Annotated in this window: 27 protein-coding genes and 1 pseudogene; 13 read left to right on the forward strand and 15 right to left on the reverse strand. The window is 69.3% G+C overall.

From position 1 onward, the window contains the following. Positions 1-232: 232 nt before the first annotated feature. Positions 233-1,252, forward strand: a complete 1,020-nt coding sequence (locus tag MNO14_RS16085) for a PTS sugar transporter subunit IIC (RefSeq protein ID WP_241944681.1) — start codon at positions 233-235, stop codon at positions 1,250-1,252. Positions 1,253-1,394: 142 nt separating this feature from the next. Here MNO14_RS16085 and MNO14_RS16090 read toward each other — a convergent pair whose 3' ends face one another. Next, complete coding sequence (locus tag MNO14_RS16090) at positions 1,395-1,868, reverse strand: hypothetical protein (protein WP_241944682.1); 474 nt, start codon at positions 1,866-1,868, stop codon at positions 1,395-1,397. Between the two features lie 334 nt (positions 1,869-2,202). Between MNO14_RS16090 and MNO14_RS16095 the strand changes: the two genes are divergently transcribed. Further along, entirely contained in the window at positions 2,203-2,667 is a 465-nt protein-coding gene (locus MNO14_RS16095; RefSeq protein WP_241944683.1) for a peptidylprolyl isomerase, read from the forward strand. 202 nt (positions 2,668-2,869) lie between these two features. On the opposite strand, the gene dbpA is transcribed toward MNO14_RS16095, so the two are convergent. From dbpA to MNO14_RS16125, 6 genes are all read right to left on the reverse strand, one after another. After that, entirely contained in the window at positions 2,870-4,252 is a 1,383-nt protein-coding gene (gene dbpA, locus MNO14_RS16100) for an ATP-dependent RNA helicase DbpA (RefSeq protein WP_241944684.1), read from the reverse strand. A gap of 84 nt (positions 4,253-4,336) precedes the next feature. Then, entirely contained in the window at positions 4,337-4,999 is a 663-nt protein-coding gene (locus tag MNO14_RS16105; RefSeq protein WP_241944685.1) for an aminoglycoside adenylyltransferase family protein, read from the reverse strand. A 124-nt stretch (positions 5,000-5,123) separates the two neighbouring features. Further along, complete coding sequence (locus MNO14_RS16110; RefSeq protein ID WP_241944686.1) at positions 5,124-6,305, reverse strand: glutathionylspermidine synthase family protein; 1,182 nt, start codon at positions 6,303-6,305, stop codon at positions 5,124-5,126. Between the two features lie 2 nt (positions 6,306-6,307). Continuing rightward, positions 6,308-6,877, reverse strand: coding sequence for a DUF1190 domain-containing protein (locus tag MNO14_RS16115; protein ID WP_241944687.1), 570 nt, complete (start codon positions 6,875-6,877; stop codon positions 6,308-6,310). A gap of 86 nt (positions 6,878-6,963) precedes the next feature. Further along, entirely contained in the window at positions 6,964-7,863 is a 900-nt protein-coding gene (locus tag MNO14_RS16120; protein ID WP_241944688.1) for an NAD(P)/FAD-dependent oxidoreductase, read from the reverse strand. After that, positions 7,856-8,317, reverse strand: coding sequence for an Rrf2 family transcriptional regulator (locus MNO14_RS16125; RefSeq protein ID WP_241944689.1), 462 nt, complete (start codon positions 8,315-8,317; stop codon positions 7,856-7,858). Before MNO14_RS16125 ends, MNO14_RS16120 begins: the two co-directional genes overlap by 8 nt. 91 nt (positions 8,318-8,408) lie before the next feature. Between MNO14_RS16125 and MNO14_RS16130 the strand changes: the two genes are divergently transcribed. Next, the gene (locus MNO14_RS16130; protein WP_241944690.1) at positions 8,409-9,791 is read left to right on the forward strand and encodes a serine hydrolase; all 1,383 of its coding nucleotides are present in this window, start codon (positions 8,409-8,411) and stop codon (positions 9,789-9,791) included. 122 nt (positions 9,792-9,913) lie between these two features. Here the strand turns inward: MNO14_RS16130 and MNO14_RS16135 are convergent, their stop codons facing one another. Next, on the reverse strand, positions 9,914-11,782 hold the full coding sequence (locus MNO14_RS16135; RefSeq protein ID WP_241944691.1) for a DUF885 domain-containing protein: 1,869 nt from the start codon (positions 11,780-11,782) through the stop codon (positions 9,914-9,916). A 268-nt stretch (positions 11,783-12,050) separates the two neighbouring features. Here MNO14_RS16135 and MNO14_RS16140 point away from each other — a divergent pair, with 268 nt between their 5' ends. Together MNO14_RS16140 and folE are read left to right on the forward strand one after the other, a co-directional pair. Continuing rightward, positions 12,051-12,428 (forward strand): hypothetical protein, encoded by a 378-nt coding sequence (locus tag MNO14_RS16140; protein ID WP_241944692.1) that lies wholly within the window; start codon positions 12,051-12,053, stop codon positions 12,426-12,428. Positions 12,429-12,490: 62 nt separating this feature from the next. Further along, positions 12,491-13,099 (forward strand): GTP cyclohydrolase I FolE, encoded by a 609-nt coding sequence (gene folE / locus MNO14_RS16145; protein WP_241944693.1) that lies wholly within the window; start codon positions 12,491-12,493, stop codon positions 13,097-13,099. Between the two features lie 9 nt (positions 13,100-13,108). Here the strand turns inward: folE and MNO14_RS16150 are convergent, their stop codons facing one another. Continuing rightward, the gene (locus MNO14_RS16150) at positions 13,109-13,834 is read right to left on the reverse strand and encodes a TSUP family transporter (RefSeq protein ID WP_241946370.1); all 726 of its coding nucleotides are present in this window, start codon (positions 13,832-13,834) and stop codon (positions 13,109-13,111) included. Between the two features lie 152 nt (positions 13,835-13,986). Between MNO14_RS16150 and argS the strand changes: the two genes are divergently transcribed. The 4 genes from argS to MNO14_RS16170 all read left to right on the forward strand — a co-directional run bounded on the left by argS (position 13,987) and on the right by MNO14_RS16170 (position 18,087). Beyond that, entirely contained in the window at positions 13,987-15,687 is a 1,701-nt protein-coding gene (gene argS, locus MNO14_RS16155) for an arginine--tRNA ligase (protein ID WP_241944694.1), read from the forward strand. Next, positions 15,687-16,472, forward strand: a complete 786-nt coding sequence (locus MNO14_RS16160) for an SPOR domain-containing protein (protein ID WP_241944695.1) — start codon at positions 15,687-15,689, stop codon at positions 16,470-16,472. Before argS ends, MNO14_RS16160 begins: the two co-directional genes overlap by 1 nt. Before the next feature lie 15 nt (positions 16,473-16,487). Then, the gene (locus tag MNO14_RS16165; RefSeq protein ID WP_241944696.1) at positions 16,488-17,255 is read left to right on the forward strand and encodes a UPF0149 family protein; all 768 of its coding nucleotides are present in this window, start codon (positions 16,488-16,490) and stop codon (positions 17,253-17,255) included. 79 nt (positions 17,256-17,334) lie between these two features. After that, positions 17,335-18,087, forward strand: coding sequence for an SDR family NAD(P)-dependent oxidoreductase (locus MNO14_RS16170; RefSeq protein ID WP_241944697.1), 753 nt, complete (start codon positions 17,335-17,337; stop codon positions 18,085-18,087). A 56-nt stretch (positions 18,088-18,143) separates the two neighbouring features. On the opposite strand, the gene speA is transcribed toward MNO14_RS16170, so the two are convergent. Beyond that, entirely contained in the window at positions 18,144-20,033 is a 1,890-nt protein-coding gene (gene speA, locus MNO14_RS16175) for an arginine decarboxylase (protein ID WP_241944698.1), read from the reverse strand. Between the two features lie 149 nt (positions 20,034-20,182). Between speA and speE the strand changes: the two genes are divergently transcribed. Then, entirely contained in the window at positions 20,183-21,031 is an 849-nt protein-coding gene (speE, locus tag MNO14_RS16180; protein WP_241944699.1) for a polyamine aminopropyltransferase, read from the forward strand. Between the two features lie 69 nt (positions 21,032-21,100). On the opposite strand, the gene MNO14_RS16185 is transcribed toward speE, so the two are convergent. From MNO14_RS16185 to MNO14_RS16205, 5 genes are all read right to left on the reverse strand, one after another. Beyond that, positions 21,101-21,415 carry an AzlD domain-containing protein gene (locus tag MNO14_RS16185; RefSeq protein WP_241944700.1) on the reverse strand — a complete coding sequence of 105 codons (315 nt, stop codon included), beginning with the start codon at positions 21,413-21,415 and terminating at the stop codon, positions 21,101-21,103. Next, entirely contained in the window at positions 21,412-22,101 is a 690-nt protein-coding gene (locus tag MNO14_RS16190; RefSeq protein ID WP_241944701.1) for an AzlC family ABC transporter permease, read from the reverse strand. Before MNO14_RS16190 ends, MNO14_RS16185 begins: the two co-directional genes overlap by 4 nt. 4 nt (positions 22,102-22,105) lie before the next feature. Beyond that, on the reverse strand, positions 22,106-22,378 hold the full coding sequence (locus MNO14_RS16195) for a hypothetical protein (protein ID WP_241944702.1): 273 nt from the start codon (positions 22,376-22,378) through the stop codon (positions 22,106-22,108). A gap of 142 nt (positions 22,379-22,520) precedes the next feature. Next, positions 22,521-23,567 carry a D-alanine--D-alanine ligase gene (locus MNO14_RS16200; RefSeq protein WP_241944703.1) on the reverse strand — a complete coding sequence of 349 codons (1,047 nt, stop codon included), beginning with the start codon at positions 23,565-23,567 and terminating at the stop codon, positions 22,521-22,523. Then, the gene (locus MNO14_RS16205) at positions 23,564-23,902 is read right to left on the reverse strand and encodes a P-II family nitrogen regulator (RefSeq protein WP_183425161.1); all 339 of its coding nucleotides are present in this window, start codon (positions 23,900-23,902) and stop codon (positions 23,564-23,566) included. The genes MNO14_RS16200 and MNO14_RS16205 overlap by 4 nt, the downstream gene beginning before the upstream one ends. A 224-nt stretch (positions 23,903-24,126) precedes the next feature. Here MNO14_RS16205 and MNO14_RS16210 point away from each other — a divergent pair, with 224 nt between their 5' ends. The 3 genes and pseudogenes from MNO14_RS16210 (at position 24,127) to MNO14_RS16220 (ending at position 26,846) form a co-directional block, all read left to right on the forward strand. Continuing rightward, the gene (locus MNO14_RS16210) at positions 24,127-24,423 is read left to right on the forward strand and encodes an accessory factor UbiK family protein (RefSeq protein ID WP_241944704.1); all 297 of its coding nucleotides are present in this window, start codon (positions 24,127-24,129) and stop codon (positions 24,421-24,423) included. 11 nt (positions 24,424-24,434) lie between these two features. Next, positions 24,435-25,277 (forward strand): annotated as a pseudogene (locus tag MNO14_RS16215) (magnesium chelatase domain-containing protein); the annotation flags it as partial. A 405-nt stretch (positions 25,278-25,682) separates the two neighbouring features. Next, on the forward strand, positions 25,683-26,846 hold the full coding sequence (locus tag MNO14_RS16220; protein ID WP_241944705.1) for a S1 family peptidase: 1,164 nt from the start codon (positions 25,683-25,685) through the stop codon (positions 26,844-26,846). Positions 26,847-26,958: the final 112 nt, after the last annotated feature.

The raw sequence follows: 26,958 nt of genomic DNA on the forward strand, positions 1-26,958 counted from the left end.
CCGCGGGGGAGGTGAGCAACCCGACCATACCATGAAGTATGGAGATGTGGGCAGGGGCGTCGTCGGCTTGTTGGGCGCGGTGGGCGCGCGGTCGGTAACAGGTCGTCAGCGATCACGCTCGGTGCCGCGATCCGGTGTCGGACGGCAGGGGCCGCCGAGCCGCTATCCTTGCGCGCTCGTTCGATCCGCGCGGTCTGTCCAGGCCGTCCCGTTTTCCCGTACCGGCACGGCCATGTCTCTGACGTCCTTCCTGCGCGCGCGCGACATCGAGTTCTCGCTGCGGCGCTATGGCATCGAGGCGCTCAACGCGATGACGCTGGGCCTGTTCGGCTCGCTGGTGATCGGGCTGATCCTCAAGACCGTCGGCGGCTGGACCGGCCAGGCCTGGCTGGTCGACGCCGGCACGATGGCGCAGCAGGCGATGGGGGCTGCGATCGGCGTGGCGGTGGCCTACGGGCTGAAAGGTCCGCCGATCGTGATCTTCGCCAGCGCCGCGACGGGACTGCTGGGCGCCAAGCTCGGGGGGCCGGTCGGCTGCTTCGTCGCGGTCGCGGTGAGCACCGAGATCGGCAAATTGGTCAGCCGCACCACGCCGATCGACATCATCGCAACGCCGGCCGCGGCCCTGGTCGCCGGCTTCGCCACCGCGCACGCGCTGGCGCCGGTGATCGGCAACGTGCTGGCGGTGACCGGGCAGAGCATCGAGTGGGCGATGACGCTGCAGCCGTTGCTGATGAGCGTGCTGATCGCAGTGGCGATGGGGATGATCCTGACCGGCCCGACCTCGAGTGCGGCGCTGGCGATCTCGTTGGGCCTGGGCGGTCTGGCCGGCGGCGCGGCGACCGTGGGCTGCGCGGCGCAAATGGTCGGCTTCGCGGTCATGAGCTGGCGCGAGAACGGCACGTCGGGGCTGCTCAGCCAGGGCCTGGGTACGAGCATGCTGCAGCTGCCCAACATCGTGCGGAATCCGCGGATCTGGATCCCGCCGACGCTGGCCGGCGCGATCCTCGGCCCGATCGCGACCCTGGGCTTCGGCATGCACAACGTGCCCACCGGCTCGGGCATGGGCACCAGCGGCTTCGTCGGCCAGGTCGGCACGCTGGCGGCCATGGGGAACGCGCCGTCGGTGTGGCTGTCGATCGGCCTGCTGCATTTCCTCGCGCCGGCCCTGCTGACGCTGGCCATCGCCGCGCCGATGCGCCGCCGCGGCTGGCTCCAGCCAGGCGACCTGAAAGTCGACGCCAAACTCTGATCCCCGCGATGCGGTCAGTGTGCAGGGGTCAGGTTCGCTTTTCCCTCAGCAAACAGCAGCCACGACGTCACTGCGGGGAAAAGCGAACCTGACCCCGGTGTTGCACCGCGGGTGCAAAGAAAAATCGACTCTGACCCCGGTTTTAGGCCCAGAGTTGCTCGATGGTGTGCAGGGCCAGGCCCTGGGTCGGCGAGGTCGGGGCCTGGGAGATGCAGCCGCTGACGCCGAGGTCTTCACGCATGCTTTCAACTGCCTGACGCGCGGCGTCGACGGCGGCGGCCGCGTTCTGGGCGTCTTCCGCCGCCAGGGCCGCTGCGGCCTCGGTCACCTGGGTGGGGGTCTGCGCAGCGATGTCGGCCACCGTCTGCGCCGCCTGCGCGGTCTGCGATGCCGCCGCTTCGGCGCGCGACAGGGCGGCCTCGGCGGTGCAGGCATCGCCCACCTTGGCAGCCTCGGCGGCGGCCTCGGCCGAGCTCACCGCCTCGGCGGAGGCCGGGCCCATCGACTCGACAGCGCTGGCCGCCGCGTCGTTGGCCGCGGACTGCGCGGCATCGTTGGCGGCATCGGCAGCGCTGGAACCACCGCTACCCGAAACGCCGGAAGCACCGTCCGTCATGTCGTCACTCCTGATCGGAAACTGGGGCACCGGCCTTCGCGGCACGGTGCGGACGGCTGTCAACCTAATCGCGCCCGCGACCGTCTGGACCTGGGGTCTACCCTAGGGAAACGCGCCCCGGTTCATGTTCGCGTCATCCGGTCGCGGCCGCGCCACGCCGCCCATGCGCGATCGATTGGCCCTCGCCACAGCGCAGCGGCGAACGCGCGCTGGTTTGCGTGGCGCCGGCCTGCCCGGTAGGGTGGCGTGGTGGTCATCCACACCGTGTGTCGTCCGGTGTCGTTTCGTCTTCCGCCACGCCTCCCCCTTTTATTCGAATCTCAAGGAGATCCTCATGGAGATCGCCGCTGCACGCGTTGCCAGCATCCACTACACCCTCACCAACGATGCCGGCGAGGTGCTCGACAAGTCGCCCGCCGGGCAGCCGCTGCGCTATTTCCACGGCGCCGGCAACATCATCCCCGGCCTTGAGAAGGCGTTGGCGGGCCGCAAGGTCGGCGACACGCTGACTGTCGACGTGCCGCCGCAGGAGGCCTACGGCGAGCGCAACGACGCACTGGTGCAGGTGCTGCCGCGCGACGCCTTCCAGGGCGTGGATACCGTCGAGCCGGGGATGCAGTTCCAGGCCCAGGGCGGGCAGGGTTCGGTGCTGGTGACCGTGGTGGACGTCACCGACACGCAGGTGCGCATCGATGGCAACCATCCGCTGGCCGGCCAGACGCTGCACTTCGCCGTCGAAGTGGCCGAGGTGCGCGAGGCCACCGAAGACGAGAAGAACGTCGGTCGCGTGCAGGACTGACACTGCGTTGCATCCCGGCCGCGCCGTCATGGCGCGCGCCGGCCCGTCCGCCACCCCAGCCAAGGAGATCTCCGCGATGACATTGCTGCAATGGATCGGCCTTGGCTTGGCGATCGGCGTGCTCTACGCGGCCATCCGCGCGCTGTGGGCACGTTGGCGCGGGCGCTGAGCGCGTCTGTCACGACGCGTTCGACGCGTGGTGTCAGAGCCGCGCAATCCGGAACCGCCGTCCCTTGATCTTGCCTTCGCGCAGGCGTGCCAGCGCCTGTGCGGCCTGGCCGCGTGCGATGGCGACATAGCTGCGAGTCGCGAACACGTCGATCTTGCCGATCGCCTCCTTGTGCAGGCCGGCCTCGCCGGTCAGCGCACCGACGATGTCACCGGGGCGCAGCTTGTCGCTGCGACCGGCGTCGATGCGCAGCGTGGCCATCGCGGCCGGCGGCACGTTCGTCGCCTTGCCCGACAACGGCATCAGCTTTTCCCAGCGCAGCGGCTGGCCCAGGTGCGCTTCGATCGCCGTCGTGCGCGGCAGCTCCCGCGGTGTCACCAGGTTCAGCGCCAGCCCGGTGCGTCCCGCGCGCCCGGTGCGGCCGATGCGGTGCACGTAGGTGTCGGGGTCGTGCGGCAGTTCGAAATTGATGACCGCCGCGAGGTCCTCGACATCCAGACCGCGCGCGGCGACATCGCTGGCCACCAGCACGGCGCAACTGCGGTTGGCGAACTGCAGCAGCACCTCGTCGCGGTCGCGCTGCTCCATGTCACCGTGCAGCGCCAACGCCGCGAAGCCGTAGTGCGCCAGCGAGCCGGCGACCTCGGCCACGTCGGCGCGGGTGTTGCAGAACACCACCGCCGATTCGGGCCGATAGCGCAGCAGCAGCGCGGCGAGCAATGGAGCACGGCGTGCGGGCTCGACCTCGAAGCAGAGCTGCTCGATGGCCGGGGCCTCGGTGTCGCCGCCGATGCCGATGCTGACCGGGTCGCGCAGCATCGCCGCACCCAGCGCGCGGATGTCGTCGGGAAACGTGGCCGAGAACAGCAGACCCTGGCGGGTCTTGGGCGTGCGCCCGACGATGTCGCGGATCGGTTCTTCGAAGCCCATGTCGAGCATGCGGTCGGCCTCGTCGAGCACCAGCGTGCGCACGTGCCGCAAGTGCAGCGCCTTCTTCTTGGTCAGCTCCTGGATGCGCCCGGGCGTGCCGACGACCACATGCGGATCATGAGTCAGCGACGCGAGCTGCGGCCCCAGCGGAATGCCGCCGCACAGCACCGAGACCTTGAGGTTGGGAATGCCGACTGCGAGCCGACGCAACTGCCGTGCGACCTGATCGGCCAGCTCGCGCGTGGGGCACAGCACCAACGCCTGCGTCTCCACGCGCGTGGGATCGAGCCGCTGCAGCAGGCCCAGCCCGAAGGCGGCGGTCTTGCCGCTGCCGGTGGGCGCCTGCGCGATGGTGTCGCGGCCGGCGAGGATCGCCGGCAACGCCTGCGCCTGGATCGGCGTCATCGCCGCGTAGCCGAGGGCGGCGACGCCCTGCAGCAGGGCGGGCGACAGCGGGAGGGTGGAAAACACAGTGGGCTCAGTCATGCGCACATGATCGCAGGCTTCAGGCGCGCGCGACGGACCAGGTGACCGGGATGGCGCGTGTCGCCGCGCCCGCGCAGAGTCGGCTCAGGACGACGGCATCGCCGCGCACATTGCCTCGGCGCAGGCGCTCACGCGTGCAGCCCATCCACGCCAATCGTTCGGGCAGCGGCCGAGGTAGATATCACGCGCGCGCCGCAACGGGGCGCGGCGGTCCTCCGCAAGCCGGGTCATCACGCGATCGGCCGCGACATCCTTGGCGACGATCTCGCCGCTCTCGAGGGTGACCCACATGCGCGCAAGCGTCAGCAATGCGTGGACCTCCTCGCCGACAAGATTGCGTGCGACCTCGGATCGCATGGACAGAATCGCCGCGCGAACATCGCTGCGGGGAACCGTCGGCAGCAATCGTCCGGGCGCATCGCCAAGCAGCGCCAGACCGTGCGCTCGTGCTTGCGTCAGCAGCAACGCGAGGTCGGGATCCTCGACCGGCGGCGCAACGATGCCGGCCTCCAGGTCGGCGCGAAGCCATTCACCGAACTGCAGTTCGCGCCGCGCCGGATGCCGCCAGGGATGGATATCGCGCTCGACGACGCACGTCACCTCCAGCGCGCGCATGTCCGGATCGCCGGGCGGCGCCGACACATCGAGCAAGGCGTCCATCAGTGTCCGGCGCGTTTCGTCGGAGAGTGGATGCGTCACCACAGCAAGCAGGTCGAGATCGCTGGCCGGACGCAGGCCGCCGGCCATGCACGAGCCATAGAGCACCCCCCCCACGCAAGTCCTCACCGATCAGCCGGCGCAGCACCTCGATCGCCATGCGCGCTTGCGCAGGACGCGATACGTTCTCGTTGGCATCGTCGCGGCGCATGTCTCACAGATAGACCGTCGTGCGTGCGCCGTCTTCGACAATGGCGTGGGGCACGAAGCGGGCGCTGTCTCGGGTGATCGGGCCATCGTCCTCGCGAATGCCGATGCCGCAGGCGACATCGCCGACCACCCAACTGCCGACCAGCGGATAGTGACCGTCGAACTGCGGCAGCGGGTGCAGGGCCTGGCGGATGCAGGGGCCGGCATAGGGGCCTTCGCTCTCGAGCCAGCGACCGTCTGGCAGATGCATGGCGACGTTCGCACCTTCGCGCGAATGCAGCGGCTTGCGCACCCAGCCGGCCGGCAGCGCGCCGCCGTCGTCGAACGCTGCGGCCAACAGGTTGGGATGCCCGCGGTGGCGCTCCCACAGCAGCGGCAGGATGCCCTTGTTGCTGAGCAGCGCCTTCCACGGCGGCTCGAGCAGGCGCAGGCCGGAGCCAGGCAGCGCGCGGCCGAAATCCTCGGCGAACAGGTCTTCGAGCGGGTAGAGCTTGAACAGCGTGCCGATCACGCCATCGTCGAGGTCGGTGAAGCGGCCGTCGTCCGACAGCCCGACATCCTCAATCGCGATCGGCGCGCCATGCAGGCCGGCCTGGGCGGCGCAATCGCGCAGATAGTCGACGGTGCCCTGATCTTCCTCCGAGTCGCGCGAGGCGGCGAACAGCAGCGGCGGCGGCAGTTGCATCGACAACACACCGAAGCGCTCGACCAGCGCCTCGTGGATCGAATTGAACTGGTCGGCCTCGGCCGGCAGACGGCCGGTCTCGCGCTGGTCCTCCAGCCACTGCCACTGGAAGAACGCGGCTTCGAACAGCGAGGTCGGGGTGTCGTAGTTGAGTTCGTAGAGCTTGGCCGGGCCCCGGCCGTCGTAGGCGAAGTCCAGACGCCCGTAGAGATGACCGTCGCGGCGGCGCCAACTTTCGGCGACCCAGTCGCGGAACGGCGCAGGAATCGCCAGGCGCTGCATCAGCGCATCGCTGCCGGCGATCTCATCGACCAAGTCGAGCGCCATCGCGTGCAGCTCGGCGCTCGGGTCCTCGAGGTCGTCCTCAATCTGGCGCATGGTGAACGCGTAGTAGGCGCGTTCGTCCCAGTAGCGGGCGCCGTCGATGGTGTGGAAGCGGAAACCGCTTTCGGCAGCGCGCGCGCGCCAGTCGCCGCGCTCGACGATCGGAATCCGCCGCACGCTCAGCCGCCGCTGCTGCGGCCGCGTCCCGAGGCGCCGAAGCCGCCGCGCTGCGCGGTCATCGCGCGATCCGGGGTGGCGGCGACCGGGGTCAGGCCGGCCCGGCCCGCGGCGGTCGCGCCGGACGGCCGCAGCCAGCCGTCGGTGTTGCTGCGCCAGGCCGGCGTGGCCTGCGGACGCGCGGCTGCCGCGCCGCGCGTCTGGCCCGCGGCCGGTTGCTGGGCCAGCCCGGCGCGGTTGCCGCTCATCATCTGTGACAGGAAGAAGCCGGCCATCATCGGTCCGATGAACGAGTGTCCGGCCGTCGTGCGCTGCTCCACACAGTCTTCGGCCGGATAGTCGCGCGCACACGCTTCGCGGCTGCCGTACTGCGGGGCGGCATCAGCGGCCTGCTGGCGCGCCTGCTCGAACGCGACGCGGCAGTTGGAGGCATCTCCGGTGGCTTCGGTGCAGCGCTCGACCGAGGTGAACAGGCCTTCCTGCATCTGCACCGGCTGCTCGCGCTGGCAGGCGGTGAACAGCAGGGGCGCGGCGCCCATCAGCAGCAGGGCCGTCGTCTTCGATCGCTTCATGCGCACGGGTCTCGTCGTGTGGGCGGGTTCCAGCTCGTCATGATGCCGCGTGTGCCGGGCACGGGCAAAGCGCCACGCCGGCCGATTCAGTCGACCAGCAGGCTGCGATGGGTCGCAGCGCCGGCCATCGCACCATCGCCGATCGCCAGCGCGACGCTGTGCGCGGCGCGGGCGGCGTCGCCGCAGGCGAAGACGCCGGGCACCGAAGTGGCTTGCATCGCATCGGTGCGCACGTACGCGCCCAGCGGCCCGTCTTCGAAGGCGCAGCCGAGCTGCTCGGCCAGCGGACTGGCGACGTGGGTGCGGCTGGCGACGAACAAGCCGTCGCATGCGATCCGCCGGCCGTCTTCGAGCACGACATCCGCGTGTCCGGACACCGCGGCGATCCGCACGGGCTCGATGCGCACGCCGCGCGCGGCGAGTGCGGCGCGCTGGCTCTCGTCGGGCACGAAACGGCCATCGAGGAAGAACGTCACCGCGCCCCAGTCGGGCAGCATCAGAGCGTGGTGCATCGAGATCTCGCCGATGGCGATGACGCCGATGCGGCCGCGGTCGAGTTCGTAGCCATGACAGTACGGACAATGGAATACGCTGCGGCCCCAGCGCGCCTGCAGGCCGTCGATCGGCGGCAGCGTGTCGACCACGCCGGTGGCCAGCACCAGCCGGCGCGCCTGCACCCGCTGCCCGGCAGCGTCCTCGACTGCGAACAGGCCGATGCCGCCATCGGCGCGCACCGCGGTCGCCTGTCGCCAAGTGACGGTTGGATAGGCCAGCACCTGGGCGCGGGCGTCGTCGGCGATCGCGTCCGGCGCACGGCCGTCCTGGCCGATCAGCCCGTGCGAGGCGGATGCGAAACGATTGCGGCGCTGGCCGGCATCGACGATGAGCACACGCTGACGCGCACGGGCGAGCTGCATCGCCGCCGACAGGCCGGCATAGCTGCCGCCGACGACGACGGCATCGAAGGGCGCGGTGGGATCAGGCATGGTCGGGACGCTCGCAGGGGACGGAGGGGACATGCGGCATGCGCCGCGCGAACGAGGCCGCCAGCTCGGCCAGGGTCACCTCGCCCAGGCGCGAGATCAGCAGCGCCTCGGCATCACGGAAGGCGACGTCGAGCGCCTCGTTGACGGCCTGTTCGACCAGGCACGCGGGCTGCGCCAGCCGATGGCCCATCGCGAACACGGTCGGCTCCCCGACTGCGCGATAGATGTCGAGCAAGGTCACTGCGCGCAGGTCGCAGCCCAGCGTCCAGCCGCCGCCCGGGCCCCTGGCCGAGGCGACATAGCCGCGCTCGCGCAGGCTGGCGAGCGTGCGACGGACCACCACCGGGTTCGTGCCCAGGGCCCGGGCCAGGGTCTCGGAGGTCAATGGGCCGTCGTGCTGGGCCATGTGCAGCAGCACGTGCAGGACGGAGGACAGGCGGCTGTCGGGTTTCATGTAACTCAAAATATTACATTATGCCGAGGGCAGCAAGCCAAGGCTGGCGCCGCCGCCTAGACTGCGGCGTCCTGTCTTTGGAATGCCGCCGATGCGCAAGCTGTTGCCCGTTCTCCTGTTCGCCGCCGCACCCGCGCTCGCGCAGACCGTGCCGCCGCCGGCTCCCGAGGCGCATGCGCGCGCGGTCGCGGCGGGCTACAAGGCGCTGACGCTGTGCAGCGCGCATCTGGGTGGCGGCCGCACGCCTGCGCAAGTGGACGCGGTCGAACTGCGCGGCATCTATCCCGAACACCAGGCGCAGGTAGATGCGCTGACCGCCGTGGTCGACCGCGACGCGCAGACGGTCTCGGTCGCATTCGACCCGTCGCTGCCGCCGCGCATCGCCGCCTGGCGTCCGAACCTGGGCTGCGCGCAGCTGCCGATCGGCGCCGATGCCGCCGCGGTCGCGACGCTGCCGCGCTTCGATGCCGCCGCGCCGGACCTCGATGCCCGGCCCTGGCCGCTGGGTGAGCGCGACGCGACCGCGCCGCTGCGCGGCGACGACCGCGCGCTGGCGGCCGCACTCGACGCTGCGTTCGACGCCACCGCGTTCGGCGAGGGGCACGTCACCACCGCGGTCGTCGTGGTGCAGGGCGGACACATCGTCGCCGAGCGCTACCGCGACGGCTTCGGCCCACACGTGCCGCAGCGCACGTGGTCGGTCGCCAAGAGCCTGGCCGGCGCGCTGGTCGGCGTCTCCACGGCCGAAGGCACGCTCGATCCGGCGCGCCCGGCCCCGGTGCCCGAATGGCAGCGCCCCGGCGATCCGCGTGCGGCGATCACGGTCGACCAGTTGCTGCGCATGGCCAGCGGCCTGCACAGCGACACGGCCGGCAATCGCACCGATGCGCTGTACTTCGGCGGCGCGACGGTGGCCGAAGCCGCGCCCGGCTGGCCGCTGGCCGCATTGCCGGGCACGCGGTTCCGCTACGCCAACAACGACAGCGTGCTGGCGGTCCATGCACTGCGCGCGGCGACCGGCGACGACGCGCGGGCGCTGTCGCGTCCTTACACCGACCTGTTCTGGCCCACCGGCATGACGCGCACCTTCGCCGAGACCGACTGGCAGGGCGGCTATGTGCTGTCGAGCCAGGTGTGGTCGACCGCACGCGACCTCGCCCGCTTCGGCCTGCTCCTCGAAAACGACGGCGTGGCCGACGGACGCCGGCTGCTGCCCGACGGCTGGGTGCGGCAGGCGACGACGCCGTCCGGCCCACAGCCCGAGGACGATTTCGGCTACGGCGCGACGCTGTGGCTGCTGCAACGCTCGCCGGGCGTGCCGGCCGATGCCTTCGCCGCGTTCGGCAACCGCGGCCAGTACGTGGTCGTGGTGCCCTCGCGCGACCTGGTGCTGGTGCGCCGCGGCGAGGACCCGACCGGACAGCGCTTCGATGTCGCGGCATTCGCCGCGGCGGTGCTGGCGGCGGTGGAATAGCATCGCCCGCCCCCGCGTTGGGCGGGGATCGATCACACCATCAGGCGTTCCCCAACCTCCCCCGCGGGCGAGGGAGGTGAGCTGGAACCGGCGTTCTGCGCGGAAAAGACGTCGCTGCCGGCTCAGCCGGCTTTCTTCTCGGCAATCCAGCGATCCACGCGCTGTTCGAGCAGGTCCAGCGGCAGGGCGCCGCCGCCAAGCACGGCATCGTGGAAGCCGCGGATGTCGAAGCGGTCGCCCAGCTCGGTCTCCGCCTTCCGGCGCAGGGCCTGGATGCGGATCATGCCGACCTTATAGGCGGTGGCCTGGCCGGGCATGATCAGGTAGCGGCGGATTTCCGATTCGATCGCCGCCTGCGGGATCGAGCTGTTCTGGCGGAAGTAATCGACCGCCTGCTGCTCGGTCCAGCCCTTGGCGTGCATGCCGGTGTCGACGACGAGCCGGATCGCGCGCCACATCTCCGACATCAGCCGGCCGTACTCCGAGTACGGGTCCTGGTAGGTGCCCGGCATCTCCTTGGCCAGCCACTCCGAATACAGACCCCAGCCCTCTGTGTAGGCGGTGTGGAACTGCTGGGTGCGGAACGTCGGCACGCCCTGCAGTTCCTGGGCGATCGAGATCTGCATGTGATGGCCCGGCAGACCCTCGTGATAGGCGATGACCTCCAGTTCGGTCTTGGGCATCGCGTTCATGTCCGACAGGTGCGCGTAGTAGATGCCCGGGCGCGAGCCGTCCGGCGTGCCGGGGTAGTAGTGCTGCGCGGCGCCGGGCTGCTCGCGGAACGCCTCCACGCGGCGCACCTCCAGGCCGGCCTTGGGCAGCAGGCCGAAGTACTCGGGCAGGTGCTGGCGGATGTTGTCGATCGCGGCGGTCGCATCGTCGATGTAGGCCTGGCGACCGGCGTCGGTGTCGGGGTACTTGAAGCGCTTGTCGGTGTCGAGGAAGGTGAAAAACGCCTGCAGGTCGCCGTCGAAGCCGACGCGGGTCTTGAGCGCCTCCATCTCGCCACGGATGCGCGCGACCTCGTCCAGGCCCAGCTGGTGGACCTCGTCGGCGCTCATCGCGGTCGTGGTGTTCTCGCGCAGCTGGTAGGCGTAGTACGCCGCGCCGTTGGGGTGGGTGGTGCCGACACCGGCCGGGTTCTCCAGCGCCTGCGGCCGTTCCTGCTCGCTCCACGCGATGATCCGCTCGTAGGCGGGCTTGAGCTCTTCGACGAGCGCCACGCGGGCTTCTTCCTTGAGCTGCGCGGCACGCTCGGCGGTCAGCTTGCCCTGTTCGACCAGCGCATCGGCCTTGGCCTGGGCGTCGGCCCACAGCGCGCTGGCGGGGCCGTTGTCGAACGGCGCGCCGGTGATCACCTTGCGCGACTGGTCAATCACGCCGTCGAAGGCGAATCGCGGCGGGCGGATGCCCTGCGCAGCGGCGGCGCGTCCGCGTTCGAGCAGTTGGTCGAACATCACCGGCGCAGCTTTCAAACGGGCGATGTAGGCCTGGTAGCTCTGTTCGTCGTCGACCTTGTGGATGCTGATCATGAAGGTCGGGAACGCGCTGTGCATGCCGTTCATCTGGTCGAACACATAGCCGTCGGCGAGGAACGCCATGCCGTCCTGCGCGCTTTCGTACTGGCGCTTCCACAGATCCCACGACAGCTTGGTCTCGGCATCGAGCGCGTCGTAGTCGAACTGCGCCTCCATTTCCGCGACCGAGGCCTGCAACCAGGCCAGGCGGTCGCGACTGGCCTGCTCGGACATGTCGTCAAGGCGGTCGTTCTGGTCCTTACGGCCCAGGAAGGTCAATTGGGTCGGGCTCTTTTGCAGCAGGGCCTCGTACTGGGTCTCGAACCAGGCGTTGAGCCGGGCCGATTCGTCCTGGGCGGCCTGTCCACGCGCGACACCGGTGTCGGTGGGATCGGACGGCGCGGGGGCGGACGGGCCGCAGGCCGCGAGGGCCAGGGCAAGAGCCAGCGTGGAACCGGCGGCAATGGCGCGCATGGGCGGAACTCCTGGTGGACGGAACGCGCATTCTGCGGGCCGGGCAGGGTTTGTGCCCCTGCGGAATGTCATGGACGGCGCCATGCCGCCAACCGGTGAGGCGTGCACATTTTTCCACCCTGGTCCGGCGAGCGCCGTTGCGTGAACGCAGGCTGCACGCTTTGCGAGGCAGCGCGCGCGCTTCACCGCCTTCGGACGGCGCCGGGCATAGCGTGCGGCCAATGTCCCCCGCTACCCAACGCCCCCCGGCCCCCGGAAGACGACGCGAATGAAGCACGATCCCGCCCCTGCCGCCCATCTAGCGCCCGAGCCGATGCGCGACGCGATCACGGAGATCGGCGCGGACGGCGCGTTGCTCAAGCGCTTCGCGGCGTCGCTGCAGCAAGCGCCCTACTACTCGGTGGGCCGGACCTGGGACGACTACGCGCCGGCCTACCGGCTCGGCCTGCGCAGCTGGCGTCGTCACCCGGGCGAGGAGTTCGAGACGATCGCCGCCCAGCTCGAGCGCGACTGGAAGGCGACGCGCGGCGCCTCACGGCTGGGCTGGGTGGAAGCACGCGGCGCGGTCGAAGCAGCCTGGCAGTACTGCGCGATGGAGGCGGCATCCCGGCAGGATGCGGCCCGGCGCGCCGATCGCAACGCCTGAGCGTCGCGCTGGGGCGCTGAACGGCGCCGCGCTACCATAGCGTCTTTTCCGCGAGAGCCGCGATGAGCGCTTCCCACGACGATGCCCGCAACGGCGTCCCCCGCGCCGAGGCCGAGGCCGCCGTCCGTACGCTGCTACGGTGGGCCGGCGAGGACCCGGGCCGCGAAGGCCTGCTCGATACGCCCCGCCGGGTCGCAGACGCCTACGGCGAATGGTTCAGCGGCTACGCGATCGACGCCGACGCCTATCTGGCGCGCACGTTCGAGGAGGTGGCCGGCTACGACGAGATGATCGTGCTGCGCGACATCGAGTACGAGAGCCATTGCGAGCACCACATGGCGCCGATCATCGGCAAGGTGCATGTCGGCTATCTGCCGTCGGGGCGCGTGGTCGGCATCAGCAAGCTCGCGCGCGTCGTCGAAGCCTATGCCAAGCGGTTCCAGGTGCAGGAGAAGATGACCGCGCAGATCGCCGGCTGCATCCAGCGCGCACTCGCGCCGCTGGGCGTGGGCGTGGTGGTCGAAGGCGCGCACGAGTGCATGACCACGCGCGGCGTGCACAAGCGCGGGGTCAGCATGATCACCTCGACGATGCTCGGCAGCTTCCGCGACGATGCGCGCACGCGGGCCGAATTCCTGCAGTTCATCGAGGTCGGCAACGGCCGGCGCTGACGTCCGGCCTCAACTCGCGAAGGTGTCCCAGGCCATCTTCGCGATCAGCACCACCACCAGCGTGACGAACAGCTTGCGGATCAGCGGCGTCCCGCCGCGCAACGCCAGTCGCGTGCCGACCACCGAACCACCGACATTGGCGATGGCCATCGGCACCGCGAAGGCCAGCAGCACATGGCCCGATGGCACGAAGAACGACAGCGCCGCCAGGTTGGTCGCCAAATTGACGATTTTCGAAGCGGCGGTCGCGCGCAGGAAATCCAGCCCGAAGAAGCGGATGAACAGGAAGATCAGGAAGCTGCCGGTGCCGGGCCCGAACAGGCCGTCGTAGAAGCCGATCGCAGCCCCCATCGCCAAGGCCAGCGCCAATTCGCGGCGGCCGACCTCGCGCGGACGGTGCAGCGCGCCGAAGTCCTTCTTGACCAGGGTGTAGGCCAGCATCGCCACCAGCAGCACCAGGATCAGCGGCCGGACCGCATCGCGCGGCAGCAGGCTGACCGCAGTGGCACCGGCGAAGGCGAATACGAACGCGGTCGCCGACGCGCACAGCACCGGCATCCAGGGGAATCGCACATTGCGCGCGTAGCGCCAGCCCGAGGCCGCGGTGCCGAAGATCGAGCTGAACTTGTTGGTCCCCAGCAGCGCCGCCGGGGCGTACTGGGGCAGCGCGGTGAACAGACCCGGCAGCTGGACCAGGCCGCCGCCGCCGACGGCCGCATCCACCAGCCCGGCCATGAAGGCGATGCACACCAGCCAGATCAGTTCGGGAAACAGCGCGTCCACGCAGGGCCTGGAGAACCGGGCGCGCAAGCATACGCCTTCCGCGTCGGCCCGCTCAGGATGGCTCGCGTACAATGCCCGGCCGTGCTCCGCGACACTCTTTGCCCGTGAACTCCTCGTCCCGCGCCCTCATCGAACCCCTCGTCGAACGGGCCGTCGCCGCCCTGCGCGATGCCGGCACGCTGCCTGCCGAGCTCGCCACGCCCGCCTTCGTCGTTGAACGGCCGAAGGACCGCAGCCATGGCGATTTCTCCACCAACGCGGCGATGCTGCTGGCGCGCCCCGCACGCTCGAACCCGCGCGCGATCGCGCAGGCGCTGGTCGATGCGCTGCCGGCCAACGACGCGATCGCCTCGGTCGAGATCGCCGGACCCGGCTTCCTCAATTTCCGCCTGACGCCTGCGGCCTGGCGCGACCAGTTGGTCGCGGTGCACACGCACGGCGACGCTTACGGGCACAACGACAGCGGCGCGGCGCAGACGGCCGGCGTGGAGTATGTGTCGGCCAATCCAACCGGCCCGCTGCACGTGGGCCACGGCCGGGCCGCGGTGATCGGCGACTGCATCGCGCGCGTACTCGACGCCAACGGCTGGACCGTCAAGCGCGAGTTCTACTACAACGACGCCGGCGTGCAGATCGAGAACCTCGCCCGCTCGGTGCAGGCGCGCGCGCGTGGCCTGGCGCCGGGCGACGCCGACTGGCCGGCCGATGCCTACAACGGCGAGTACATCGCCGATGTCGCCCGCGCCTGTCTGGACGGCGCCACGGTCGAGGTCGAAGGCCAGTCCGTGACCGGCACCGCGGAGACCGACGACCTCGACACGATCCGCCGCTTCGCGGTCGCCTGGCTGCGCCGCGAGCAGAACGCCGACCTGGCCGCCTTCGGCGTGAGCTTCGACGTCTACTTCCTGGAGTCGTCGCTGTACGCCGACGGCAAGGTCGAAGAGACCGTGGGCACGCTCGTCGCCAATGGCCACACCTACGAGGACGGCGGCGCGCTGTGGCTGCGTTCGACCGACTATGGCGACGACAAGGACCGCGTGATGCGCAAGTCCGACGGCAGCTACACCTATTTCGTGCCGGATGTCGCCTATCACCTGAGCAAGTGGCAGCGCGGCTACCGACGTGCGATCACCGAGCTGGGCGCCGACCATCACGGCTCGCTGGCACGCGTGCGCGCCGGCCTGCAGGCGCTCGATGCCGGCATCCCGGCCGGCTGGCCGGAGTACGTGCTGCACCAGATGGTCACGGTGATGCGCGGCGGCGAGGAAGTGAAGCTGTCCAAGCGCGCCGGCAGCTACCTGACGCTGCGCGACCTGATCGATGAAGCCGGGCGTGATGCCACGCGCTGGTTCCTGGTCGCCCGCAAGCCCGATTCGCAGCTGGTGTTCGACATCGACCTGGCACGCAGCCAGTCGCTCGACAACCCGGTCTACTACGTCCAGCTCTCGCATGCGCGCATCTGCGGCCTGCAGCGCCAGCTCGCCGAGCGCGGCCTGGCCTTCGACCTGCAGCAAGGACTTGCGCAGCTGCCGGACATGAGCGACACGGCGCTGCGCGACGTGCTGATCGACCTGTCGCGCTGGCCCGAGATCGTCGCCGCGGCCGGCGCCCAGCTCGAGCCGCACCTGATTGCGACCTATCTGCTGGAACTGGCGCAGGCCTTCCAGACGTACTACAACGATCACCAGTTCCTGGTCGACGATGCCCCGACGCGCGACGCGCGTCTGGCGCTGGCGACGGCCGTGGGACAGGTGCTGCGCAACGGCCTGGCGCTGCTGGGCGTGCAGGCTCCGGAGGCGATGTGATGGCGGCAAGACGCGGCAAATCCCAAGCGCGACGCAACGGCGGCAGCTCCGGCGGCCTGCCCGGCTGGGCGTGGATGATCATCGGCGTGGTGCTCGCGCTGGGCGTGGTGCTGGCGGTGCCGCGGCTGTTCAAGCCCGACGCCGAGGACGGCTTTTTCCGCCCGCGCCCCAATCCCGACGCGCAGCCCGCGACCGGTGCGCTCGACGAGGACGCGCCGGCGCCGCTGGCCGAGACCCCGGCCCCGCGGCCGCGCCCGCCGCAGCCACAGCCCGCGCCCGCCGCCGACTACGACTTCTACACCCTGCTGCCCGACCAGGAGGTGCCGATGTCCGACGCCGAGCTGGCCGCCAGCGCGCGCGCCGAGGCCGAGCGCCGGCAGCGCGCCGAGGCGCAGCAGCAGGCCCTGCAGGGCCGTCATCCCGACGCCGCGGACCTGGCCGGTGCCCCCACCGGCCCGACACCGCTGAGTGAGACGCCGGCGACCGCGACCACCCCGGCGACCCCGTCCCGGCCCACCACTACGGCCTCGACGACACCGGCTGCCGGCAGCGATGCCCGCTACCTGTTGCAGGCCGGTTCGTTCAGCGCCTCGGGCGATGCCGAAGCGCTCAAGGCACGCATCGCACTGCTCGGGCTGAGCGCCCGGGTCGAAGCCGGCCAGGCGCAGGGCAAGACGGTCTACCGCGTGCGCATGGGACCCTACGGCACCGCCACCGAGCTCGCCGAGGCCAAGCAGAAGCTCGGCAATGGCGGCCTGCCGGCGCTGGCGATCAAGGCCCAGTGACGGAGGCGCCCGACCATGGCTGACGACACCCGCCTGAGCGATGCCGAGCTCGACCGGCTGGACACGCTGCTCGATCGCTGCACCGATCCCGAGACCGGGCTGGGCAATCTGGAAATGCTCGACGGCTTCCTGTCGGCGCTCGCGGTCGGCCCGGTCGAAGTCGCGCTGGACACCGTACTGCCGCTGGTCTGGGGCACGGGCGAAGTCGCGCGCCGCGACGCCCGCCAGACCCGCGAGGCCGAGGCGCTGATCGCCCGGCTGGCCGACGAGATCGTGCAGCGCGTGCGCCAGGACCCGCAGGACAGCATCGCCCATGAGGCACTGATGCCGATGCTGGGCCTGCCGCCCGAAGCCGAGGATGGCGACACCGATACCGAGGCCGCGGGTGGACTGGATGGCGTGCCGGCCGACTTCCCGTTCGCGGCCGCGTGGGCTGCCGGGTTCCTGCGCGCCGCCGCCGAGCACGAAGACGCGTGGTCGGCGTGGATGCAGGAGCACGAGGCGATCGAGAACGACCTGGGCGTCATCGCCCGACTGGCAATCGTCGATACGAGTCAGCTCGAGGATGCCGAAATGGCCGAGGGCGACATGCTGTCGCTCGAAGAGCGCTTCGACCTCGCCTACGATCTGCCCGACATGCTCCACGACATGTATCTGCAGCGCCTGCACGACCGGCGCCCGCAACCGGCCCGGCGCGCCGAGGTGCCCGGCCGCAATGATCCGTGTTCCTGCGGCAGCGGCCGCAAGTACAAGACCTGCTGCGGCACGCCGACGCTGCACTGATCGACGCCGCGGCGCGATGCCGCATCCGTCCCGCCCCTCATCCGCGCCCGACGCAGGCGCCAGCCCCGGGAGAGCTCTCATGCCCCGCACCCTTCTCGTCACCGGCGCGACCTCGGGCTTCGGCGCCGCGACTGTCGCCCGTTTCCTGCAGGGCGGCTGGCGTGTGATCGCCACCGGCCGCCGCGCCGAACGGCTGCAGGCGCTGGTCGACGCACACGGCGCCGAACGCCTGCACGTGGCCGCGTTCGACATCCGCGATGCCGACGCGATGCGCGCCGCGCTCGACGCACTGCCCGAGGCGTTCCGCGGCATCGACGTGTTGATCAACAACGCCGGGCTGGCACTGGGCACCGCGCCGGCGCAGCACGCCGATCTCGCGCAGTGGACGCAGATGATCGACACCAACGTGACCGCACTCGCCACGCTGACCCATGCGCTGTTGCCGACGCTGATCGCGCGCCGCGGCGCAATCCTCAACATCAGTTCGATCGCCGGCAGCTATCCCTACCCGGGCGGCAACGTCTACGGCGGCACCAAGGCCTTCGTCACCCAGTTCTCGCTCGGCCTGCGGTCCGATCTCCACGGCACCGGCGTGCGCGTGACCTCGATCGAACCGGGCATGGCCGAGACCGAGTTCACGCTGGTGCGCACGGGCGGCGACCAGGCCGCGTCGGACACGCTCTACGGCGGCGCTGCGCCGATGACCGCCGAGGACATCGCCGAGCAGCTGTGGTGGGTCGCCAACCTGCCGCCGCACCTCAACATCAACCGGCTCGAAATCATGCCGGTCAGCCAGTCGTTCGCCGGCTTCCAGGTCCATCGCGGCGGCTGACCGCCGCGCATCGGAATCGCCGGCGGCCCTGACACCGCCGACGCCGTTGCCGCGGCTTACTCGAGCGGCGTGTCGTCGAGATAGGTGTAGCCGGTGAGCCCGGCTTCGAGCGCGTCCTTGAGCCGCTGCGCTTCCTCGTCCGCCAGCGCCGCGTCGTCGACCAGCGCGGTGTAGCGCGCGCGCAGATCGTCGAGGCGATAGCCGACGTAGTCGAGCATCACATCGGTGGTGTCGCCGCGGCGCTGCTGCGCGATGGTGATGCCGTCGCCCTCGATCTTCACCTCGACCGCATCGGTGTCGCCAAACAGATTGTGGATGTCGCCGAGGATTTCCTGGTAGGCGCCGACCATGAAGAAGCCCAGCCGGTACTGCTCGCCCGGCCGCAGCGCGTGCAGCGGCAACGAAGTGTCGAGGTCCTCGTTCTCGACGTAGGTGTCGATCTTGCCGTCCGAGTCGCAGGTCAGATCGGCGATCACGCCGCGGCGCTCGGGCAGCTCGTCGAGGCGCTCGATCGGCACGATCGGGAACACCTGATCGATCGCCCAGACATCGGGCATCGACTCGAACACACTGAAGTTGACGAAGTACTTGTCGACCAGGCGCTCGTTGAGCTCGTCGAGCAGCGGGCGATGGCTCTTCTCGTCGAAGGTCAGCCGCGCGCGGACCGCGTGCGCGATCGCGTAGAACAGGTCGTCGATACGCGCCCGGTGCACCAGGTCGAGCTGGCCGAGCGCGTACAGCGCCAGGCCCTCGGCGTGGTGGTGCTGCGCCTCGTGGAACAGTTCCACCGCCGGCCGCGCCGCCAGTTCGCCATGCAACTCGCGCAAGTTGGCCACCACTGCCGGCTCGTCACTGTGCACGTCGGGCACGCGGCCTTCGGGCGCCCGCTCGACCTCCGACACGTTGGCGACCAGCACCGCATGGTGGGCGGTCATCGCGCGTCCGCATTCGGTGACGATGCGCGGCGGCGGCAGCCCGTGCTCGGCGCAGGCCTGCGCCAACGGCTGGACGATGCTGCCGGCGTACTGGCGCACGCCGTAGTTGACCGAGTTGTAGCTGCGCGAGCGCGTGCCCTCGTAATCCACGCCGAGGCCGCCGCCGACATCGACATGGCTGATCTGCGCGCCCAGGCGCGAGAGCTCGACGAAATAGCGCACCGCCTCGCGCATGCCGTTGGCGATGTCGCGGACGTTGGAGATCTGCGAGCCCATGTGGAAATGCAGCAATTGCAGGCAATCGCCCATGCCCGCATCGCGCAGCTTCTTCCACAGGTCCAACAGCTGACGGGGATTGAGTCCGAACTTGGCCTTGTCACCGCCGCTGTTCTGCCACTTGCCCGCGCCCAGCGAGGCCAGCCGCATACGCACGCCAAGGCCCGGTTTGACGCCGAGCGCGGCGGCTTCCTCCATCACCAGCGCGAGTTCCGACGGCTTCTCGACGACGATGAAGGTCTCAAGGCCGAGCTTGCGGCCGATTAGCGCCAGACGGATGTACTCGCGGTCCTTGTAGCCGTTGCACACCACCAGACCGCCCGGGCGCGACAGCGCGAGTACGGCCATCAGCTCGGGCTTGCTGCCCGCTTCCAGGCCGAACCCCTCGCCGTGATGGCCGGCCAGCGTGCCGGCCACGCCGCGGTGCTGATTGACCTTGATCGGATAGACCGCGGTATAGCCGCCGGCGTACTCCCACTCGGCCTGGGCCTGCGCGAACGCCGCCTGCAGCCGGTGCAAACGGTCGCCGAGGATGTCGGGAAAGCGCACCAGCAACGGCAACTGGGCGCCATTGGCCCGCGCGGCATCGACCGCGTCGGGCAGCGCGATCGACGGGCCCTGCGCGCCGCGTGGCGAGACAACGATGCGCCCCGCGTCGTCGACGTCGAAATACCCCTCGCTCCAGTGCGGGATCGAGTAGGTCTTGCGGGCGTGGTCGGTCGACCAGGCAGTCATCGGCGGGCGTCCATCGGCGAGGGGGCCGCATAGTCTAGGGGTTGCCGGCGCAACCTGCGGTGACACCTGTGTGGCGCGGCACCGAGTCCCGGCCCGTCATGGGGGCTCGGCTACAATGCGCGGCCCGCAATTGACCGGAACCCTTTCGCATGTCCGCTCCGACCTGGCTCCACGAGACCTTCGATCCCACCGGCTCGTCGATCGGCTTCCGCGTGACGAAGAAGCTCGACGAAGTGCAATCGCCGTTCCAGAAGATCGAGATCTACGAGAGCACCGACTGGGGCAACGTGATGCTGATCGACGGCGCGATGATGGTCACCACGCGCGACAATTTCTTCTATCACGAGATGGTTTCGCACCCGGCTCTGTTCACCCATGCCGCCCCGAAGCGGGTGGTGATCATCGGCGGCGGCGACTGCGGCACGCTGCGCGAAGTGCTCAAGCATCCGGGGGTTGAAAGTGCGGTGCAGTGCGACATCGACGAGCAGGTCACCCGCATGTCGGAGAAGTACTTCCCCGAGCTGTGCGCCTCCAATGGCGATCCGCGTGCGCAGTTGCTGTTCGACGACGGCATCGCCTACATGCGCGACTGCGCGCCGGGCAGCGTCGACGTCGTCATCGTCGATTCGACCGACCCGGTCGGTCCGGCCGAGGGCCTGTTCAACAAGGCGTTCTTCGACAGCTGCTTCCGCGCGCTCAAGGACGACGGCATCCTCGTGCAGCAGTCCGAATCGCCGCTGGCGCTGCTCGACCTGATCCGCGAGATGCGTGCCGAGATGGGCAAGGCCGGCTTCAGCACATTCCAGACGCTCCCGTTCCCGCAGCCCTGCTACCCCACCGGTTGGTGGAGCGTGACGCTGGCGCGCAAGGGCCAGGACTTCGACTTCCGCCAGGCCGACGCCGCCGCCAAGGGTTTCGAGACCGCGTACTACAGCGCCGAGATCCACCAGGCCGCGCAGGTGCTGCCGCCGTTCGTGGCCAAGGCCCTGGAGGCCTGATCCCACGCCCGGGCGATGGCGCGGCACAACCGCGCATCGCCCGCAGCGCCCGCATCGCACTCGACCCGCTCAGCCGATGCCGGCCGCTCGCAGCCCTGCCGCTGCGAGCGCGCCCAGCACCACCACGCCCAGGAACGGCACGCCGCGCCACAGCGCGACGATCGCCACCAGCAAAGCGCCGGCCCGGGCATCAAGCACGACGCCCCCACCATCGGCGAATCCGTTGACGACCACCAGGGCGGCCAGCAACCCGATCGTCATCGCCGAGGTGATGCGCGCCATGCGTGCACCTTCGAGCCAGCGCGCGGGCACCAGGTAGCCGGTGAGCTTGATCGCGAACGCGACCGCGCAGGCGATCAGCAGCCAACCCCAGGTCGCGCTCATGTCCGGCCCCCTGCCGCGGCATCGCGCCGCGCGCGCAATCCGCCCCATGCGGCCGCGACCGCCGCCGCGACCAGAATCGGCACGCCGGCCGGCAGCCAGGGCATTGCGAGCGCGGTCGCCAAGGCACACACCACCGCGATCGCGACCGGCTCGCGGCCGCGCAACCGCGGCCACAACAGACCGATGAAGGCCGCGACCGCGGCACCGTCCAGGCCCCAACGCCGGGGATCGCCGATCACATCGCCCAGCAGCGCCCCGACCAGCGTGAACAGGTTCCAGCACACGAACACGCCCAGCCCGGCGACCCAAAAGCCGCGACGTTGCTCGTCGGGTTCGGTCTGACCGGCCGCGGTCGCAGTGGATTCGTCGATCGTGACCTGTGCCGCCAGCAGGCGCGCCCACCCGCGCGGGTGCAGCAGCCGGTTGATCTGCACCGCGTAGACCGCATTGCGCGCACCCAGCAGGCTGGCCGCCCCGAACGCCGCCGCGCCCCCCCCGCCACCGGCGAGTACACCGACGAACGCGAACTGCGAGCCACCGGTGAACATCAGCAGACTCAGCGCCATCGTCTGCCACAGGTCGAGCCCGGCGGCGACCGACAGCGCGCCGAAGGACACGCCGTAGAGCCCCGTGGCAAGTGCGATCGACAGGCCGATCCGCGTGGCCGGCGTCAGTGAAAGTTCCATGCGGTCATTCTCGCCGCCGCCCCCGGGCCCGCGTCAACGCACGGCGTCGCAGTCGGCCGGGCGCGCGAGGTCGGGCATCGCCGTAGGTGTAGCGCAGCAGCGCAGCCGGGTCGTCCGGGGATTGCACCCACAGCAACACCGAACCGTCGGCGTGGAAGTACACGAAGCGGTGCAGCCGCAGCGCGTGGCCGCGCAGTTCCGGTCTCGCCGCAAGACCGGCCAGCAGCGCACGGAAGTACGCCGGGCGGTGGAGATGATCGGGCTTGGCGGCGTGCACCGGCGCCGTCGGCGGCGGTGCCGCCGAGGGACGTTCGCAGCCGGCGAGAAGGCAGGCGAGCGCGATCACCGCAATGGCCGCGCGCGCGCGCCAGGGGTCCCCGCACCGGGCCTGCGGACCGCCATCGCTCGGCCCAAGCCGGTCATCCGGCGACGCCCGACTCGCGACCTTGTACACCGGAGCCGCAACGCCGCAAGGCGAGCCGGCACAGCCGCTCGCACAACGCCGGGAATGCGATGCCCATCGCCGCCGCCGACTGCGGCAGCAGGCTGGTCGCGGTCATACCCGGCAACGTGTTGAGTTCCAGACACCACAGCCGGCCTTGCGCATCGAGGCGGAAATCGGCGCGGCTGTAGTCGCCGAGCTTGAGCGCGACATGCGCGCGCAGTGCCAGCGTCCGCGCCTGTTCGGCGATCGCAGGCGGCACGTCCGCCGGGAATACCTCGCGCACAACCCCCTGGTACTTGTCCTCGTAGTCGAACACGCCATCGGCCGGCAACACGATCTCGCCGACCGCGAGCGCTTCGCCTTCGAGGACGCCCACCGTGAGCTCGCGGCCGGGCACGAAGCGCTCGAGCATGACCTCGGCATCGAGTGCCTGGGCACGTTCGATCGCAGGTCGCAACCCGGCGGCCTCGCGCACGACCGACAGGCCGATCGTCGAGCCCTGCCGGTTCGGCTTGACCACCAGGGGCCAGCCCAGATGCGCGATCTGCGCCTCGTCCGCCGGTTGCATCGCCCAGTCGGGCGTCGGCACACCCGCGGCCCGCATCAGGCGCTTGGACAGGTCCTTGTCCATCGCGACCCCGCTGCCCAGATGGCCGGTGCCGGTATAGGGCAAGCCGGCCAGATCGAGCAGCGCCTGGAGTGTGCCGTCCTCGCCGGTGCCGCCGTGCAACGCCAGGAAGACGACGTCGCAATCGCGGGGAAACGTCGCGGCCAGACCGCCAGCCGTCGACGGAACGAGCGCCATCGATCCGGTGTCGGGCGGCGCCACCGCCACCTTGGTGTCCAGCAGCCGGCGTTCGGCCTCGGCGTCGAGCAGGCCGTGCGCCGTGTCGACGACCCGGACTTCATGGCCGAGCCCGCGCAGCGCGCTCACCACCTGCGCGCCGCTGGCGATCGACACGTCGCGCTCAGCGCTGGTGCCGCCGCACAGCACCGCGACCCGCAACGCCCCGCCGCTCACAGTGCGTCGGCGTCCAACTCGCCGGTGCGGATCCGCACCACGCGCTCGAGGTCGTAGACGAAGACCTTGCCGTCGCCGATCCGGCCCATGCCCGCGGACTTGAGCACGGTCTCGACCACGGCGTCGACGATGTCGTCGGTCACCGCGATCTCCAGCTTCACCTTCGGCAGGAAATCCACGACGTACTCCGCGCCGCGGTAGAGCTCGGTGTGGCCCTTCTGGCGGCCGAAACCCTTGACCTCGGTGACAGTGATGCCGGTCACGCCGACCTCGGCGAGCGCCTCGCGCACGTCGTCGAGCTTGAACGGCTTGATGATCGCCATGACCATCTTCATCGCAGGATCTCCGGTCGGAATGCGCCAAGGATACGCCACCCTCACGCGTCGCCCTACACGATGCCGGGCACGCGGCGCAGCACGCTTGTGCGCTTGCCAGGACGCATGGTCTAGTGCGCCCCGCGCCGCGTCCCGGGAATTCTCTGACGACGCGCCGCGGAGGCGGCCGACTGCATGTGTCCGGCATGCAAGCGACGCTATTCGTACACCGTGAGGACTGACTGATGATCGATCTGAACAACATCGACGAGCTTGCGCGTCGCCTCAGCGGGCTGGTGCCCGCCGGCCTGCGCGAGACCCGCGAGGAACTGCAGGAGAACTTCAAGGCCGTGCTGCAATCGGGCCTGGCGAAGCTGGACCTGGTCACGCGCGAGGAATTCGAGGTCCAGCGTGCGGTGCTGCTGCGCACGCGCGAGAAGCTCGAGACCCTGGAAGCCCAGGTCCGCCAACTCGAGGCCCAGGGCACGTCCCAGGCCACGCCGCCTGCCCCGTCGCCGGGCAACTTCGACACCGCCCACTAAAGGACAACGCCATGGGACTTGCGCTCGTGCACGGACGTGCGCGCGCAGGCATCCGGGCACCCGCGGTCGAGGTCGAGGTGCACCTGGGCGGCGGCCTGCCGTCGATGTCGATCGTCGGCCTGCCCGAGGCCGCGGTCCGCGAAGCCAAGGACCGGGTCCGCGCCGCGATCCAATGCGCGCAGTACGAGTTTCCAGCGCGCCGGATCACCGTCAACCTCGCCCCGGCCGACCTGCCAAAGGGCGGAGGCCGCTTCGACCTGCCGATCGCGCTCGGCATCCTGGCCGCCAGCGGCCAGGTTCCGGTCGAAGCGCTGCGCGACTGGGAGTTTCTCGGCGAGCTCGGACTGACCGGCGAACTGCGCGCAGTCGACGGCGTGCTGCCGGCCGCGCTCGCGGTCGCCGGCGCCGGTCGCGGACTGGTGGTCCCGGCCGGCAACGGCGCAGAAGCGGCGCTGGCGTCCGACATCGAGGTGCGGACCGCACGTACATTACTGGAAGTCTGCGCGCTGCTCGGCGGCACCAAGCCATTGCCGGTCGCAGTCGCCCCGCCACAGCGCGCGCTGCCCGGCCCCGACATGCGAGAGGTCCGCGGCCAGGCCCAGGCCCGGCGCGCACTGGAGATCGCCGCGGCCGGTGGCCACCACCTGCTGCTCGTCGGCCCGCCGGGCTGCGGCAAGACCCTGCTCGCCTCCCGGCTGCCGGGCCTGCTGCCCGACGCCACGGAGGCCGAGGCGCTGGAGACCGCCGCGGTGCTCTCGGTCAGCGGCCGCGGCCTCGACCCGACACGCTGGCGCACGCGCCCCTTCCGTAGCCCGCATCACACCGCGAGCGCCGTCGCGCTTGTCGGCGGCGGCTGTGAATTCCGCGTAAAAGCGAGACTCACCGCTAAAAAAAGCGACTGTAAGACTTAGACCGCGTAATCCAGTTGAGACAGCCCCAGCTATCGCTGTGCGACGTATGCGCCGCCACGAATCACTCGAGAGAGGGTGCCCGCGTTCGAATGTCCCCTAGGGTGCCAGCCCTGACATGTCCGCAGCCTGCCCCCACTCACCACTGTGGGAGAGCAGCGGGAATCGGCGGACACTCGGAGCTCAGCGCCAACTCTCTCGCGCTACATGCGGCGGCGGCCGACGACATGGCATCCCGTCTGCAGAAGGCCTAGATCCGATTTCCCGAAGGAGCTGTGCTAACGAAAAAATGGTAAACAGAGCAATGTGGCCGAAGTTGTACTTCCAACAGCAATTAAGGACTGATATCTGATGAAAGTATTAACGCTGCGAAAATCCATGGTTTGGGGCATCACCGCCGCACTCTTCGGGATGGGAACAAGCTCAGCTATGGAGCAAGGAGACCCCGTTCTGGAGGCTTATGCATCGAGTTACGATCTAAGTTACGAGGAGGCACGCGACAGGCTGGCGATGATCAACCCTGTCGAAATGGATTTATTAGAGAAGCAGCTTAGTGCTCTTCCTGGCTATGTGGGGATGCGGATCGTCCACAAGCCCGAACTACGAATCCAGGTGTTCGCCGATGGAAACGCCACGCAACTGGCTGCCAAGGCAAGGACAAGGGTGCCCATAGAGCCAGTAAATGTGCCTCGATCGATTGCTCAACTCGAGCAGGAGGCGACTGCAGTAAGCGCTGTCCTCAGGTCGAGAAAGATTGGGCACATGTACTATTTCGATTTGCCAGCCGGAAGAATCGAGTTCCATATCGAGGCTAAAACCACCGCTGATCGAGAGCTTCTGAATTCGTTGTCTAGCAAGAGCGCTGGCATACGGATCACCTATGTAGGCTCAGTAATGGAAGAAACCGCGAATTTTGTTGGCGGCCAGAACGTCAACGGCTCTCAGTCCTGTACCTCCGGTTTCACCGTCTACAGAATCTCAAACCCAGCTGTGCGGGGAGTGATCACCGCTGGCCACTGCACGGATAGCAACCAAAGCTCTGTGGTGGTTAACGGGGTGAATTTCAGTAATCCTCAAAATCGCATGTATTTGGGAAATTACGATCAGATGTGGTTCACCCAAGCCGGTCATACGTGGACCAACACAATAGCCACTGGGCAGTCGGAGCCGGCTACGATTCAAATTAACGCTACAGCAAGCCCACAAGTGGGATTATTTTTGTGCAAATTCGGACAAACGACGCTTCAGACTTGCGGTGAAGTTATCCAAACCTACGCCCAGGTTTACAATCCAGATAACAATTCGACTGGCAGCTGGATTCTGGTGAAAAATATTCTGCTCGGACCTATGACAATGGCAGGCGACAGCGGAGGCCCTGTCTTTGGCTCAGGAGGCGTAGCTCTTGGGATAGTCATCGGGCGTGGAGGGCAAGGCTCACCCAACATAGATAATATGTTTTTCGCGCCAGTGTCCAGATTTGGCGCAATTAACGTTTCTATTTTAACGACAAACTGAAACTGAATTAGGGGCCGATCGATTCGATTGGCCCCTATTTAAATGAAGTATTGAGCGCGATTGTATTCCGCGCGTCCGGCCTTGTTGCCTGTTCTATCTACTCTCTGAGGTG

It is taken from the genome of Luteimonas sp. S4-F44 (genome assembly GCF_022637415.1).
Taxonomy (GTDB): Bacteria; Pseudomonadota; Gammaproteobacteria; order Xanthomonadales; family Xanthomonadaceae; genus Luteimonas.